Source organism: Bdellovibrio sp. (assembly GCF_047637665.1).
Classification (GTDB): Bacteria; Bdellovibrionota; Bdellovibrionia; order Bdellovibrionales; family Bdellovibrionaceae; genus Bdellovibrio.
In genome coordinates this window covers 1-13,806 of the sequence record NZ_JBLJBT010000019.1, presented here as the reverse complement: position 1 = coordinate 13,806, position 13,806 = coordinate 1, and the positions used below count along the sequence as shown (strand labels likewise).

The 13,806-nt window shown below is 46.5% G+C and carries 18 protein-coding genes; 10 read left to right on the top strand and 8 right to left on the bottom strand.

Annotated features, from left to right (window positions below; translation table 11 throughout):
- Window positions 1-11: 11 nt before the first annotated feature.
- Genes pal through smpB form a run of 6 tightly spaced genes read left to right on the top strand, consistent with a single transcriptional unit; the run spans window position 12 to window position 3,823 of the window.
- Complete coding sequence (pal, locus tag ACM64D_RS05520; RefSeq protein WP_415062191.1) at window positions 12-512, top strand: peptidoglycan-associated lipoprotein Pal; 501 nt, start codon at window positions 12-14, stop codon at window positions 510-512.
- A gap of 16 nt (window positions 513-528) precedes the next feature.
- Window positions 529-840, top strand: coding sequence for a DUF4398 domain-containing protein (locus tag ACM64D_RS05515; protein WP_415062190.1), 312 nt, complete (start codon window positions 529-531; stop codon window positions 838-840).
- Window positions 837-1,508: a tetratricopeptide repeat protein gene (locus tag ACM64D_RS05510; protein ID WP_415062189.1), complete on the top strand. Its 672-nt coding sequence runs from the start codon at window positions 837-839 to the stop codon at window positions 1,506-1,508. The genes ACM64D_RS05515 and ACM64D_RS05510 overlap by 4 nt, the downstream gene beginning before the upstream one ends.
- Window positions 1,509-1,515: 7 nt before the next feature.
- Window positions 1,516-2,550: a tRNA (adenosine(37)-N6)-threonylcarbamoyltransferase complex transferase subunit TsaD gene (gene tsaD, locus ACM64D_RS05505; protein WP_415062435.1), complete on the top strand. Its 1,035-nt coding sequence runs from the start codon at window positions 1,516-1,518 to the stop codon at window positions 2,548-2,550.
- The gene (gene rsmA / locus ACM64D_RS05500) at window positions 2,547-3,374 is read left to right on the top strand and encodes a 16S rRNA (adenine(1518)-N(6)/adenine(1519)-N(6))-dimethyltransferase RsmA (protein ID WP_415062188.1); all 828 of its coding nucleotides are present in this window, start codon (window positions 2,547-2,549) and stop codon (window positions 3,372-3,374) included. Before tsaD ends, rsmA begins: the two co-directional genes overlap by 4 nt.
- A complete protein-coding gene (gene smpB / locus ACM64D_RS05495; RefSeq protein WP_415062187.1) occupies window positions 3,371-3,823 on the top strand; it encodes an SsrA-binding protein SmpB in 453 nt (150 codons plus the stop codon). The genes rsmA and smpB overlap by 4 nt, the downstream gene beginning before the upstream one ends.
- Here smpB and ACM64D_RS05490 read toward each other — a convergent pair.
- Entirely contained in the window at window positions 3,768-4,427 is a 660-nt protein-coding gene (locus ACM64D_RS05490) for a hypothetical protein (RefSeq protein ID WP_415062186.1), read from the bottom strand. The two genes, smpB and ACM64D_RS05490, sit on opposite strands and share 56 nt — an antisense overlap.
- Window positions 4,428-4,513: 86 nt before the next feature.
- Between ACM64D_RS05490 and ACM64D_RS05485 the strand changes: the two genes are divergently transcribed.
- Window positions 4,514-5,311 (top strand): hypothetical protein, encoded by a 798-nt coding sequence (locus ACM64D_RS05485; protein WP_415062185.1) that lies wholly within the window; start codon window positions 4,514-4,516, stop codon window positions 5,309-5,311.
- A 37-nt stretch (window positions 5,312-5,348) separates the two neighbouring features.
- Here ACM64D_RS05485 and ACM64D_RS05480 read toward each other — a convergent pair whose 3' ends face one another.
- Genes ACM64D_RS05480 through ACM64D_RS05470 form a run of 3 tightly spaced genes read right to left on the bottom strand, consistent with a single transcriptional unit; the run spans window position 5,349 to window position 7,206 of the window.
- Window positions 5,349-6,032 carry a flagellar brake protein gene (locus ACM64D_RS05480; protein WP_415062184.1) on the bottom strand — a complete coding sequence of 228 codons (684 nt, stop codon included), beginning with the start codon at window positions 6,030-6,032 and terminating at the stop codon, window positions 5,349-5,351.
- The gene (locus ACM64D_RS05475) at window positions 6,008-6,907 is read right to left on the bottom strand and encodes an SAM-dependent methyltransferase (RefSeq protein ID WP_415062183.1); all 900 of its coding nucleotides are present in this window, start codon (window positions 6,905-6,907) and stop codon (window positions 6,008-6,010) included. The genes ACM64D_RS05480 and ACM64D_RS05475 overlap by 25 nt, the downstream gene beginning before the upstream one ends.
- A complete protein-coding gene (locus ACM64D_RS05470; protein ID WP_415062182.1) occupies window positions 6,904-7,206 on the bottom strand; it encodes a hypothetical protein in 303 nt (100 codons plus the stop codon). The genes ACM64D_RS05475 and ACM64D_RS05470 overlap by 4 nt, the downstream gene beginning before the upstream one ends.
- 199 nt (window positions 7,207-7,405) lie before the next feature.
- Here ACM64D_RS05470 and ACM64D_RS05465 point away from each other — a divergent pair, with 199 nt between their 5' ends.
- Window positions 7,406-8,620, top strand: a complete 1,215-nt coding sequence (locus ACM64D_RS05465; RefSeq protein WP_415062181.1) for a hypothetical protein — start codon at window positions 7,406-7,408, stop codon at window positions 8,618-8,620.
- Window positions 8,621-8,650: 30 nt separating this feature from the next.
- Here ACM64D_RS05465 and ACM64D_RS05460 read toward each other — a convergent pair whose 3' ends face one another.
- The 4 genes from ACM64D_RS05460 to map all read right to left on the bottom strand — a co-directional run bounded on the left by ACM64D_RS05460 (window position 8,651) and on the right by map (window position 11,797).
- Entirely contained in the window at window positions 8,651-9,166 is a 516-nt protein-coding gene (locus tag ACM64D_RS05460) for a MarR family winged helix-turn-helix transcriptional regulator (RefSeq protein ID WP_415062180.1), read from the bottom strand.
- 204 nt (window positions 9,167-9,370) lie between these two features.
- The gene (locus ACM64D_RS05455) at window positions 9,371-10,453 is read right to left on the bottom strand and encodes a glycoside hydrolase family 26 protein (RefSeq protein WP_415062179.1); all 1,083 of its coding nucleotides are present in this window, start codon (window positions 10,451-10,453) and stop codon (window positions 9,371-9,373) included.
- An 87-nt stretch (window positions 10,454-10,540) separates the two neighbouring features.
- On the bottom strand, window positions 10,541-10,936 hold the full coding sequence (locus ACM64D_RS05450) for a hypothetical protein (protein ID WP_415062178.1): 396 nt from the start codon (window positions 10,934-10,936) through the stop codon (window positions 10,541-10,543).
- Window positions 10,937-11,038: 102 nt separating this feature from the next.
- Entirely contained in the window at window positions 11,039-11,797 is a 759-nt protein-coding gene (map, locus tag ACM64D_RS05445) for a type I methionyl aminopeptidase (protein ID WP_415062177.1), read from the bottom strand.
- A gap of 25 nt (window positions 11,798-11,822) precedes the next feature.
- Between map and ACM64D_RS05440 the strand changes: the two genes are divergently transcribed.
- The gene (locus tag ACM64D_RS05440) at window positions 11,823-12,671 is read left to right on the top strand and encodes an NAD(P)H-hydrate dehydratase (protein ID WP_415062176.1); all 849 of its coding nucleotides are present in this window, start codon (window positions 11,823-11,825) and stop codon (window positions 12,669-12,671) included.
- 90 nt (window positions 12,672-12,761) lie between these two features.
- A complete protein-coding gene (locus ACM64D_RS05435) occupies window positions 12,762-13,718 on the top strand; it encodes a hypothetical protein (protein ID WP_415062175.1) in 957 nt (318 codons plus the stop codon).
- Window positions 13,719-13,806: the final 88 nt, after the last annotated feature.

Genomic DNA, 13,806 nt, shown 5'->3' with positions numbered 1-13,806 from the left:
AGGAGGACATCATGCTTCGTAAATTAGCTCTTGGTCTTGTTGCCTGCGCAATGGTTGCTGGTTGTAAGGGAAAACAAACTCAATCTGATCAATCAATTGAAACTTTGCCTACAGGTGGCGCGGCGATCGATTCATCACCACTTAGTTTTGACCCAATGGGCTCTGACTCTGGTAAAATCGACGGTCTAGTAACTGTTCATTTCGGTTATGACAAATCCAACTTGGATGCGGCTGCGAAAAAAGACATCGCGAGCAACGTGGAGTGGATGAAGAAAAACTCGAGCGTGAAAGTTCAAATCGAAGGTCACTGTGATGCTCGTGGTACGATTGAGTACAACGTGGCTTTGGGTGAAAGACGTGCGAATGCCGTTAAAGCTTACATGGTTAGTTTGGGTATCCCAACAGATCGTTTGAACGTTATCAGCTACGGTAAAGAAAAGCCACTTGAGATGGGTGATAATGAAGCGGCATGGGCGAAAAATCGTCGTGCGAACTTTGTCCCTGCTCAGTAATTAAGAAAGGTGCAGAGTGAAACTACAGAGACTTTTCATCGGAGTGTTACTTTTCACGGTGATCGTCGGCTGTCAGACAGTTCCTGCACCTATTGAGGATTATTCCCTCGCGCGAGCCGCTCTAGATGCGGCTCGTTCCGTTCAAGCGGCCCGCCACTCTCCCGGATACTGGCATCAGGCGGAAGAGGCCTATCGTAAGGGCCGCATTTACTTTGAAGATCGTGATTTTTCTAAAGCCAAAGAACAGTTTGTGCGTGCTCGGGTGTCGGCAGAAAAGGCTGAAAATTCGGCGCGTTTGATCCGCCAAAGAACTGGAGATGTTCTATGAAATTCGTAATAGCCCTGGCTGCGACGACCCTCTTTTTGACTGGATGTCTAAAAACTCGTAACGAAGTTCGCGACAACGAACAACGTCAGGTCATGCAACAACAAGTCGTGACTTTGCAAAGAACCAACGCCGATGTGGGCAACCGTTTTGCGGATCTCGAAGAGCAGATGAGAAGTCTTAACGGTCGTGTGGATGTCGTTGAAAACCGTTTAGGACAGAATAACTCTGGGGTTGAGAGTGCGTTGAAAAGCTCTCAGCAGCAAAATATGGATCTCAATCAGAAGGTGACTCTTCTTCAGGAGGCGCTGACGAAGATGGAAAGAGACATCTTTGCACTTAACGCGGAATTGCAGGCAGTGAAGGCCGACAAAGCTGCCGTCCATGCAGAAAAAAGCGCTAAGCAGACGAAAAAAGATGTCTATGAATCAGGACAAGACTTCTTCTCTAAAAAAGACTGGAAGCAAGCCATTCTCAATTATCAAAAGTATCGCGACGACAACCCTAAGGGCGGAAAGTTCGCGGATGCCACCTACAAAATCGGAGTTTCTTTCCAGGAACTAGGCATGAATGAGGAAGCCAAGACCTTTTATGATGAAGTGGTCAGTAAATTTCCTAAGTCTGAAGAGGCTCGTCGTGCTAAAATCCGTTTGAAGGGTTTAAAAAAATAATCAAGTGATTGAAAGAGTTTTAGCTATTGAAACCAGTTGTGATGACACCTCCGTGGCGATTGTAGATCGTAGCGGATGGGTTCATTCTGTGGTTTCAGCTTCTCAAGACCTTGAGCATGAAATGTACGGCGGAATCGTTCCCGAGATCGCCGCTCGCAACCACTCGATTGCTTTAATTCCTTTAATTGAAGAAGCTTTTAAGAAGGCTTCGATGTCGTGGTCTGATATTCAAGGCATTGCCGTAACAAATCGGCCCGGCCTTGTGGGGGCCTTGATTGTCGGATTGGTGACGGCGAAATCTCTTTCTCAGGCAAAAAAAATTCCCTTTTTGGGGGTCAATCATTTGGAGGGGCACCTCTTAGCGCCTTTCCTGAAGGACGCGCACTACGCTCCTCCCGAAGATTTTGGCTATCCGTATGTGGGTCTTGCCATCAGCGGAGGACACACCAGTCTTTATCAGATTAAAGGCCTTGGCGATTACCGTGTCTTGGGAGCGACCAAAGACGATGCCGCCGGCGAGTGTTTTGATAAGTTTGCAAAAATGGCAGGGTTGGGGTTTCCCGGGGGAGTGCGCATTGATCAGATGGCCAAGTCTGGAAACCCTGAAGCCTTTGAATTCCCTCGCAGTATGATTCACGACGACACTTTTGATATGAGTTTTTCAGGCTTGAAGTCTGCAGGTCAGCGAATGATTGAGCAGTTGGGGCCTGAGCTTGTGCAAGAACAGCTTCCCGATCTGTGTGCCTCTTTCCAGGAGGCGATTGTCGATGTTCTTATTGCCAAGCTGGATCGTGCCGCCAAAGTATTTCGTTCAAAAAGAGTGATTTTAACCGGGGGAGTGAGTGCGAACTCGCGCTTGCGAGCTCGGGCCGAAGAGTGGGCCGAGAAGAAGGGTCTGACATTGGTAGTTCCTCCGATTCGCTATTGCACAGATAATGCCGCGATGATTGGTTATGCAGGAGTTTTACGTATGGCCCAAGGAGAGTTTTCGACCTTGGATTTAGGCCCCTCTCCGCAAGTTTTGACGACGGACTTCCGATGAGCCAATCAAGAGAACGTTTAGAACAAACTCTTCAAGAATTAGGAATTCTTGCCAAAAAATCTTTGGGACAGAATTTTCTAGTTAGTGATCTGGTCATTGAACGTATTATCAATCAAGTAAAAGATTTTCAGCCGGAAGTTTTGATCGAAGTCGGGCCTGGCCCTGGGGCTTTGACGTATTTCCTTCGTCAAATGAACGTGCCGTTAACTTTGATCGAACTGGATCGAGTGATCGCAGCTTATTGGCGGGAACAAGGTCTTCCGGTGATTGAAGAAGATGCATTGCGATTGGATTGGTCGCAATTTTACTCTGACAAGAAGGTCGTTTTTGTCAGTAATCTTCCGTATCAAATCTCCTCCAGCATCGTGATCGACAGATCTTTGGAAGCTAAAGGTGTGGAACACATGGTGTTGATGTTCCAAAAGGAAGTCGCACAAAGAATTCGAGCTCCCGCAAAATCAGAGCATTACGGTCTTTTAAGTGTGATAGCGCAGACTTTTTGGAAGACAGAGATGGTGACTGAGGCCGGACCGCGGGATTTTTCGCCGCCTCCTCGTGTGGCCAGTCGGGTATTGTGTTTTACGCGTCTGCAAAGCGATGTGAAGAACCGAGAGGCGTTCCTTAAGTTTGTGAAAGCCGGTTTTGCTCAACGCCGTAAGCTTCTAAAGTCAAATTTGTCTGGTCTTTTAAACCAAAAGAAGCTAACTGAAGTGCAGCTGGTTGGTTGGTTGGCCGAGATGGGTTTTAAAGAGACCGCTCGAGCTGAAGAGTTAAGCCCGGCCCAGTTTGTCCGTCTTTATAAGAATTTTGGATTTGAGACATGAGCATTTTAATTGTCCAAGAGAACAAAAAAGCCCGATTCGATTATACGATCGTAGAAACCTACGAAGCGGGTCTTGTTCTTACGGGCAGTGAGGTGAAGTCCTTACGCAATAAGGATGTGCAGTTAAAGGATTCTTATATTTCTTTCCGTGGGGATGAGGCGTTTTTGCAAAATGCTCACATTGCGGAATACAAAGCTTCAAGTTACAACAATCACGTTCCCGAACGATTGCGTAAATTACTTCTCAATCGTAAAGAGTTGGAAGAAATTTACGGCGCCCTTCGTGAAAAAGGGTATTCCTGCGTACCTTTGAAAATCTATTTCAAAAACGGTCGAGCGAAGTTAGAGATTGCGCTGGTGAAGGGGAAGAAGACCCATGATAAGCGTGAGGCCATTAAGAAACGCGACGTTTCTGATCAAATTCGCTCAAGCTTACGACGTTCTCGTTAGTAATAAACTCTTCTTTGATTCCCAAACGAGCCCGCTTTTCGGCCACAAGATGTTTCCAAGCGGCGTAGGCTTCACGATTTTGCGGATCAATACTTAGTTTTTCCAGAAGTTTAAGTTCTGTTTCGGTGTTGGCTTTCAGAGCACGATAGAAATAGTCGTAAGTCATTCCTAGTTCGCGGAAGTCATCATCATCCGGCAAATGATAGTCGGGAATATGCCATTGACCCAACATCAACTGATGCATGTGTTTTTCCATGGTCACTAAAGGTGACAATAAGTTTTTGGTCATACGGATACTTAAAAATAAAGTGACACCCGTTAAGAAGACGAAACTGGCAGCCAGGAAGATCTGAAGCCATGTCACTTCGCGCTCCAGATGAGCCACGAAGCTGGGGTGTGTATCGTAAGCTAGACTTTTGAAGAGTTCATAATTTTGATTTACGAAGAAATAGGCAGGAAGAAGAAAGAGGATCGCTCCTCCGGCAACGGCCGTGATCATGTACCAGCAATACTTATATTGAAAGCTCTTGTTCAATATAAAGCGACGGGGACCTTGTCCCTGGGGTACGCGCTGTGGTTCGATCACTCTTCGTCCGTATAGCATAGATCACTTATCGGTGAGTTGTGTTTTCGTAAGAGTCCAATTATTCTCAAAAATAGATTTCTTAGGACTTATTTCAGGAGAACTTCATGAGTTTACCATGGTCAAAGCACGTTGAAGCGTCCAACTTCCAAGATACAAACAGACGAAAGTCTTTAGGACTGCTGGCCTTAGGGATTCTCATCGTGCAAGGAATGTGGTCTGCGACTTCATTTGCTGAGGAGGCCAAGCCCGCAGGTACGACCTTGGTCGATGAGAAATACTCGTTGAAGGCCGATCGGGAAGCTCTAGAGGCGCTTCGTAAGCAGATTCCCCCTGAGGTCAAAAAAGAAAATGATGAAAAGGCCTTTATGGATCAGATGATGTCAGATCTTTCGCGCAGTCCCTCTGAGGTGCGTGGCAAGTTTTCAAGCATCTTGAATAAAAAAAGGGACCTCTTCAATAAGGACATGACCAAATCCCGGGAGCAATTCAGTAAAGCTCAGAAAGAAGATCGGGAAGCTTTCAGCAAAGAACAAGCTGAGCAGCGTAAGAGCTTTTCCAAACGAAAAGCGAGCTCTGAGGATCGCAAAGAGTTTTTTGATGAATTAGAAGCCAAACGCAAAGACTTCTACAGCAATCAAAAAGAAAAGCGGGACGAGTTTGAGGCGGAGACCCGCGATAAACGCAAAAACTTTGATGACTATGTCCGAGCTAAAACGGATGAGTTCAATCAGCTTCACAGGGACTATACAAAAAGATTTGAGGAGAATAAAAAATCTCAGGCAGATATCAAGAAGCAGGCTGAGCTGAAGCGCCAACAAATGCAAAAAGATTTGGATCATGAATACGAGCCCATTCGCAAAAAAGATCCCACGGTGTTAGAGCCCAACTCCACAGAGCAATAGCCAACGCGGCGCACTTCAAAAAGGTACGGCGTACCTTCTAGGAAGGGCGTTTGAAGACTTCTTTGTGGATTTCCATGGTGATGGCAAAGAGTTTGTTTTCGATGATCGGGGGGAGTGGGGTGAACTCGATCCCGAAGGTTTGGATGACCTTGTTGCCCTCGTCGACTTTGATGTGACGGACGATACCGTTAATTTCAATCGGGGGGCGTTTGCCGATCACAAGGTGGCCGGTGACGTTGTCGTTGAGTTTCATTAAGGGGGCGTCTAAACGATAGATCACACGACAGCCTTGGCTGCTTAAATCGGCCAGTTGTCCTATGATGCGCTGAGGAACTTCATTGACCAAGATGATGTTGTAGAAAGCCTGATAACCATCGGGAATTCTCACGCGATAGTTCTGACGGCGTTGCAGGTGATAAAGTTCTTCGGGAAGAGCGACGACCACTTTTCCTTGGTGAACATTGGCAACGGCCTGAAAATAATATTTTTCTCCGCCTAAAAAGAAATGCCCCAAGTACTCTTCTTCGTTCTTCAGGGTAGTCGAGGATTCAAAAGCACATTCCAGGGATTTTGTTTTGGCATTGAAAAAAAGGATGCGAAGTTTTGCCACCGCATCTTCTTTGCCTTTACAAAGAATTTCGCCTTTAGCATGGGCCAGATCTTGCCAAAGCTTGATCTTTTCCTCTTCACGACCAATCAGGGTGAAGATGTCTTTATCCATACGGTGACCTCATGCTTATTGTGAAACAAATGTTGAACCTGCGCATTCTCAAGAGCTTGAAACTTTTTAAGAGTCGCAAAGTCTGTTTTACCTTGGAATTTTATCGTACAAACAAAGTTCTGGCAAAGTCCTGAACTTTGCCAGGCTTGCACCATCTCCAACAGCTTTTCCGGATAACAAATAATATCCGAATAGAACCAGTCAATGGCCCCGATGTCCTCAGGTTTCACGGTGAAGGCATTGGTTTTCATGAAGTGGATGCGCGGAAGTTTGGCAATGTGAGGTTCTAACGGGGCCCGATCAATACTGATCACTTCACAGCCCATTTTCTGTAAAACCCAAGTCCATCCTCCAGGACAACTTCCGAAGTCGACCACTCGCTGCCCGGCTTGAGGGCGAATGTTATAAACTGTAAAGAGCTCCCATAACTTTAAATAGGCGCGCGAAGGAGGGTTCTTTTTATCTTCATTAAAACGAACTTCCCCCAAAGGAAAACGTGAATTCGTTTTGCTGGAGGCTAAAAGAGTGTTTTTGTCCAATAAAGTCCAAGCTCCTAAATTGTCTTCAGGAAGAGGAGCTAAAAAATCAATGATCCGAGGTTTTAGCTTCGGCAGTTGTTCTAGGATGAGTTGAGCCCTGCGATGATGTTCAAACGTGTAGGGGGCCCAGAGCTTTCCCAGTCCCTTTAAAGACTTGGCCGCTTGGCTGATGGACTCAAAAGGAATGATTTCAGGGTTCAGCCAAATATTTTGGGCCCATACAGAGGTCTGCAGGGGCCCATCAGTGAGAACCAGGCTTCCATGAACTGAGCGAACGTTTTTTAGTTCTTCAAGAAGCTCTGGTAGAAATTGTTCTGAGGTAAAATAAGCAATCACGCTGCCTTAGTTGCCACAGCTGGCGTGAGAAGTCCACGATTGTTCCAGGTCGTCATCGCCTCGGCCCAGAACTTTTCTTTCAACTTGATCTCGGCGGGACCCATTTTGATTTTGGGATAGTCTTGTTTTTCGAAGTGCTCAGTAAACTGAGACTCGCTACAAGCGCGCACAATCTTCAACATCAAGTTGAAGTGAGCTTCAGTGAAAGGCTTATTATCTACGAGCATTTTTCTGAGCCCGCCCTCTGGAGTGTGAAGCAAGAAGTTATAGAGGTTCGGTACATCATATTGTTGACTCATTTTGATACTCCCTTTTTTGGTTGCATTCATAGTATCGGTCAACGATCGGCAGATCTTAAACTCGACCTCAAGACCATGGTCTAAAGGTGACTGAACAATAATTTTTCAGTTTTTTATGACTTTACCTTTTTCCAGGAAAAGTCGGGAAAAATGGTCCAGGTATTCTTAAGTCCTAAGACCTATCTCCGATCTAGGAGGTATGAAAACACAAAAGAGCACGATCAACATCTTGATGTCCTTCCTTGTCGCAACAACCTTCTCTACTGCAGCCTTTGCGATGGCAAAAAAACCTATTAATACCGGCGACGGTGGTTCCAACGCAGGAACAACACCTCCGCCCCCAACGTCAACTCCTCCCCCTGTGGTGCGAGAGCCGGCGGCTATTTCAGATTCAATCACTCCTGAAGGGTTTGATGTCTTTCGTGAAGTGTCTTACCCCGTTGGGGGTATCGTCGATACAACTTACAAAACTTACCGGGAACTTTTGCCGGTAAGAAATGCGCAAGAGGCTTACCGTACAGACAGTTGTGATACCACTTTGGATAGAAACGATCGATTCGCAGATCGCATCGCCTATGCCGTGGAGCTCAAGATGCAGCCGTCTAAAGCTCAACTGGGTTACGTCGCTTCCTATTTTGGTCTTAACAAGGACGTGAATACCTACTTGCCGAACAGTTTGATTTCTCATCCTCTTTGCACCGTGACTTCAGGAACTCTCGAGACCACTTTGAACGGCAAGAATCTTCCTTCAGAGTCCACTGTGAAGAAGATCAACGAATTTGCCAATCGCATGAACTCCTATCGTCGTGACGCTTTGACTGGCAATCGTGAAGGTTATGTGAAGGCCTCAAAGCTTTGGTCTAAGTTCATGATGTGTTTGTCGTATATGGAGTCTTTAACGACGGCGGATTCTGCGAAAGCTCAGAAAGTGGCGGAAAAGTATGCCCCCACTGGATATCGTCGCCCGGCGGGAGTGAATTTTTACGAAGATCCAAATCAACCCGCAGAGTCTCGTTTGAATATCGGTCTTTTCCAATTTACTCCGGACTCGGGTGGCAATATCCAATCCTGCATCCGTGAGTGGAATGTTCTCTATCCAAAATGCGGAATCTCAACTTCGGCAAGTCAGGCTGAGATGATTCGCGTCTTGGGAAGCTCTTTGCAGACCTTCAATGCTTTCTGTGCAGCGGCCAAGGTCACTGGGATGTTCGGGGTTCAGGTGAACTCGGTGAAGGCCTACAACACTCATCCTTATAATGTGAAGTCCGATGGAAGTTTGAAGGCTCCCACAGAGCGTTGTGTAAGTCCGCACATGGCGGTTGGTCGCTCTTACAACCACTTCGGTCCATTTCAAAATACTTCGGGATTTACTTTAGAAAATATCATGTCCTGCACGATGACTGGCGAATACTAGAACTTCAAAGGGGCCTTGAGCCCCTTTTTTTTATTTGTCTCCAAGTTTATTGATAGTGCCGATCATTCGCACCATCAGGGAATTCAGCTGTTCTTTTTCTCCGTTATTAAATTCGGCCCAGAACAAACTAATGCGCTCGTGATACAGAGGAAGCACCTCGTTGCAGATGCTATGTCCTTTATCAGTCAAGAGAATGACAAATGAGCGACCATCCTTTTCGTGAGTAGTTCTTTTGACGACATCGGCTTTTTCCAAGCTGTTAATCAGGCCCGAGATGGTGGCTTGAGTTACGCCCACCTTCTGCGCCAGCTCAGAGGGCATAAGACCCTGAGGGGTTCTTTGCAGTAGAAGCATCAATGCAAATCGCCCTGAAGAAAGATTGTATCTAGAAAAGAAGCTATCCAAGTTGATATCTAAATCCGTGGCAACCCGTCTCAACAGAATGTGCGAGTACAAGGTGAGATGATCTAAGTTCGGATGCAAGAGGGAGGCATCTCTTTCAAGTTCTTCGCGGGTGGGAAGCTCTGTAAAGAAGAGTTTGGCCATTTATTCTCCTCTGAAATAGTGATGATTAAACTATGGCAGATTTGTATTTTAAGGAGAGGATTTCTGAAGGGCAAGAAAAAGGAGGCGATTCATTTAGAAATTAACTCATGTTTAGTCTATTAGTAAGAATCAATCTCAAAAAGTGGACTATGGAAAGAATGTGACACTCTTTCCATAGTGAAAAATCAAGGTTTACCCAAGAAACTATTGAGTGAGCTGGACCTCCGAGATCCAGCGTGAGTCTGAAACGGCGTCCTGATAGGCTTTCAGCGAGGCGGCGGAAGAATCAATTTTAAAATTATTTTTTCCGTTGGGCAGCCAGCCTCCGGCGTGCCAGTAAGTGGCGGCGCGGATGCGAGGGATTTTTGCACTCATCACAAAGTTGAGCGCATCAGAAATCCATTTCGCTTTTCTTTTAGAGTTGTTGGGATCTTCGATCACTGCGTATTCCGAGATCATCAATGGTTTTGTTTTGGAGATGGCATCGATTTTAGGCATATAACGAGTGAGCTTAGGCACAAACTCCTCCCAGTCTTCATCGTTGGGGACTTGTTGGCCATAGACGGTAATTCCGATCCAGTCGATATAGTCGTCTCCAGGATAGTAGTACTTCGGGTCGTTCCATTCTGCGGCGGGATATTGAGAAGTGTCGATATGAAGGATCCAGGTTATATTGTTCGCTCCCTGAGCGCGAAACAAATCCACGACATGGCGGTAAGCATCTCGAAAACGTTCAGGTCCATCGGGCCAGTTGGGGTCTCCATAATCTGTTTTTTTTGAGCCTCCATTCCAAACACCATTCCAAGGAAACCAACTGCCGTTGGCTTCAGGGCCAAATTCAATCATCAAGGCCACGCCTGAATCGCGAGCCTGGCGAGCCCACTCTTTAAGATCAGAATCGAATTTTCCATCAATTATTTTTTGCATGTTGATGAGGGGGTCGGCGACCTCTTCTTGTTGTCGAGACCAGGGACTCATGCGGATGTAGGGGACCGCACCACTTTTTTTGATCGTTTCAATGGCATCGGTTGGAAATGTCACTCGACCGTTGAACCAGTGATTTGAAAAGTAAACCCAGGCGACCTTCTTCGTCGCCAGTTGTTCGAATTTACGGATATTTTCAAGAACCACGTGATTTTCTTCTTCGCTATTGTCTGTGAAGGCCCCGTGATAAAGTTGCCCCTCTTGAGCTGGTGGTAGAACCTTCAAGGGTTTGTCGGCGTGAGGGTGTATGGCTTGGGAATTCAGGGCAAATAACAGGAGAGAAGAAAAAAGAAGGAGTTTCATGATGGACCTCTTTTCTGAATGAGAATTCAGTATGAAAAAGAGGTCCCGCGGAAGCCACTTACAAAGCGGCCATTCTAATATACAAAATTATTCTAGAGTGTAGACAATCACTTTTACATAGTCCTTGGTGGACAAGGCACGCTCAAGGCAAGAACGGGAAGCCTCATAAGTTGAGGGGCTTTTTGCCGCAGCGAAAGTGATAAGAAGAGTGCCGTTTGCAGTTTCACCAACGACAGAACATTTGTCATCAACCAGCTTAATTACGCGACCTTTGCTGACTGGAAGCTCTCCGTCTGTTGTGTATTTAATTGCGCAAGAAAAGAAACTCTGTGGTTTTGTCGTATCTTCGGGGCCATTTTTCAAGCACGTGGAATAAATACCTGAGACTTCTCTTTCAACAGCAATGACATTGCCAACCTTGCGGTCGCTGGCGTGAGCAGAAGCAACAAATAGCAGTGATACGAGAATAAAATATAGTTTCATAGACCCTCCGTCTTTAGACCTGAGTAGCCTTTCATCTTTCCAGAGAAGCTCAAGTATTTAGGCGCTGTGTCTACGTTAAAAAGTATCAGTAAGGTGTCCTAATCAAACGGGATCTGGGATTGTGACAATCAAGGCTCGGTCTTTAAGTACCACCATTGTGTGTTCAAATTGAGCTGTGCGGTATTCTTTGCCAGTCACCAGAGTCCAATTATCAGGCTCTTCATCTACAAAGCGGGCCCCTGTAGAGATAAAAGGCTCGATCGTGATGACTTGCCCTTCCTTTAGCTTTCGTTTGTCTGATTTGTCGTAATAGCCAGCAATAAACTTCGGTTCTTCGTGCAGTCCTTTGCCAACACCATGACTGCCGAGGTTCTCAATCACCGTGTAACCATTTTCTGTGGCCACACGTTGAATGTGATAGCCGATGACGTTGAGAAGCTCACGCGCTTTTACAGCTTGAATCGCGGCATCCAAAGCCTGTCGAGTCACAGAGAGCAGGCGTTGCTCCTCCTTTTTTCCGGGAGGAACTAGAAAAGAGCCACCATTATCCGCGTAATAGCCGCCCAGCTCGGCCGAGACATCAATGTTGATAAGATCTCCTTTTTGGATCTTTTTTTTGTCAGAGGGCACCCCGTGAGCCGCCTCGTGATTCAGGCTGATGCAGTTGTATCCTGGGAAATTATAGGTGAGCATCGGCCCGGAGCGTGCCCCGTGGAGTTCTAAATATCGCCCCCCCAACTCATCGAGCTCTCGAGTGGTCATTCCGGGCTCGATTTGACGAGACATATGCTGAAGGCAGTTGGCGACAATCTTTCCAATTTTTTTTAGACCTTCCAGGTCCGCTTCGGTCTTTACGATCATAAGGCCTGGTTATACACTCAACTTGATGGAAAAATCCACTGCTCCGAGACATATTTTGAAGAAACAAGGCGCGAGAAAGCTTTTACCTGCGGTTTCAGAGTCCGACAACAAGGCGACGCGAGGTCGAAGCCTTCTGATGGCAGGGAGCTCTGAGTATCCCGGCGCGGGAGTTCTTGCCGCCAAAGCCGCGTTGCGAATGGGGAGCGGGTATGTGACTTTGGCGCAAAAAAACATCTCTGTTTCATCTTTACAGAATCCAGATTTTCTACTGTGTAATCTGGCGAAAAAACCCTGGAGTTCATTAAAATTTGATGCCGTCTTGGTCGGGCCGGGCTTTGGCGTGAATGACTACACGGCTTCGGTGATTCGCGAGCTCAAAAGACAGAAAGTAGAAAAAGTTATTCTGGATGCAGACGCCTTAACGGTGTGTGCGGAAAAAAACTTATTTCCTCTGTTGCCAACTTGGATCGCCACCCCTCATGTGGGAGAGCTGGCCCGTTGTTTAAAAATCTCAGCCGACCAGATCAATCTTGATCGCATGGCTGCAGTGAAACGGGCCCAAGAGTTGTTTCAATGTGTGGTTCTGCTTAAAGGGCATGGGACCTTGGTGGCAAATTCTCAGAAGGTTTATACCATCGCGACAGGCAATTCGGCCTTGGCAAAGGCAGGGACGGGAGATGTCCTTGCTGGGATGGTCACGGCTTTGAGGGCCCAGGGGCTCTCGGCCACAAAAGCGGCTCTTTTAGGGGCATATATTCATGGAGCGACGGCCAACCTGTGGAAAGCCCGTAAAAACGATCTTTTATCGATGGTGGCTTCAGATGTAATCGAATACATCCCCCAGGTTGTCTATAAGCTGCGGCAAGGGGACTGAAAAAACTACCAACTCAGTGCTCCCAGCAAAACCATGACTTTCCTTTTGAGTCCCGCCCGGTTACAAACTCCCGAAAACAGGGAGATATTCATGAGTAAAGGGCTTTTGGTAGTGGCTCTGGTGGGTTTGACTTTGACAGCAAACGCACAGACGTCTTCAACAACACTTTCGGCATCCACGATTTCCACCACCTCTTCCACAGAGTCTATGACTCAGGAATCGACCTTGAAAGTGGGCGATGTTCTTAAAAATAAAAAATTTGAAGACGACAAAGAGATCACGGATACCAAGTTGAAGGCGGACTCCGGTTCTTTATCTCGTTACTCTTTGAAATTCTCTCTGGCTTATTCGGGTCCTCCGATTGGGGATCTTTCTAATAAATATCAACCGAATCCAGACGGTTCTATCGGCGTGTTTGCGACGTCTTTGGGAGGTTCGATCAGTGGTCGTTACCGTATGGATAGCAAAAGCGCGCTGAGTGTGGGGACGGGGATCACGGCTTTGACTCCATTGCATGGGGTTGAGCGTACAGACGTGAAAACTCCCTTCATCAGCTATGATCGCAACGCGCGTTTGGGCGAAGTGCAGATGAGAAACTCTTACGGTGCTTCCATTACGACGGTTCCGAATTTCCGCGACGTCGGGCAGTACAGTTCTTTATCTTATGATAACTCTTTGGTTTACAACTTTGGAGCTTCTGGATTTGCGGTGGGTTTGGATACCGGTCTTAATATTTTCTTGTATGAAAGAGGCTACGAAAAGAAAGACGGCAAAGCCAGTCGCTACCACATGGGTTTTTATCCGCAAGTGAAATACAATTTCTCTGATCGAGTGAATGTTTACACTTCTGTGGCGATGAACTTTTGGAATCCACGATTCAGAGACAGTGAGGCGGATCTTTTGAACAAAACCTTAAGTGGTCGCTTGGGAATGGGTGTGGCCTTCACTCGTGACATCTACTTTGCCCCATTCTTAAATTTCTATCCGGAAAATCTGAGAACTGAGACCACGACTTTGAGTTTTGCGACCATTTTCTCGATTTTGTAGTTTTGCGAAACGGAACTCACGCAAATAAAAAAGGTTGTAGGAACCCAGCGACCCTGACCTAATAATTACCCAGCGATTCTGTCCGTAT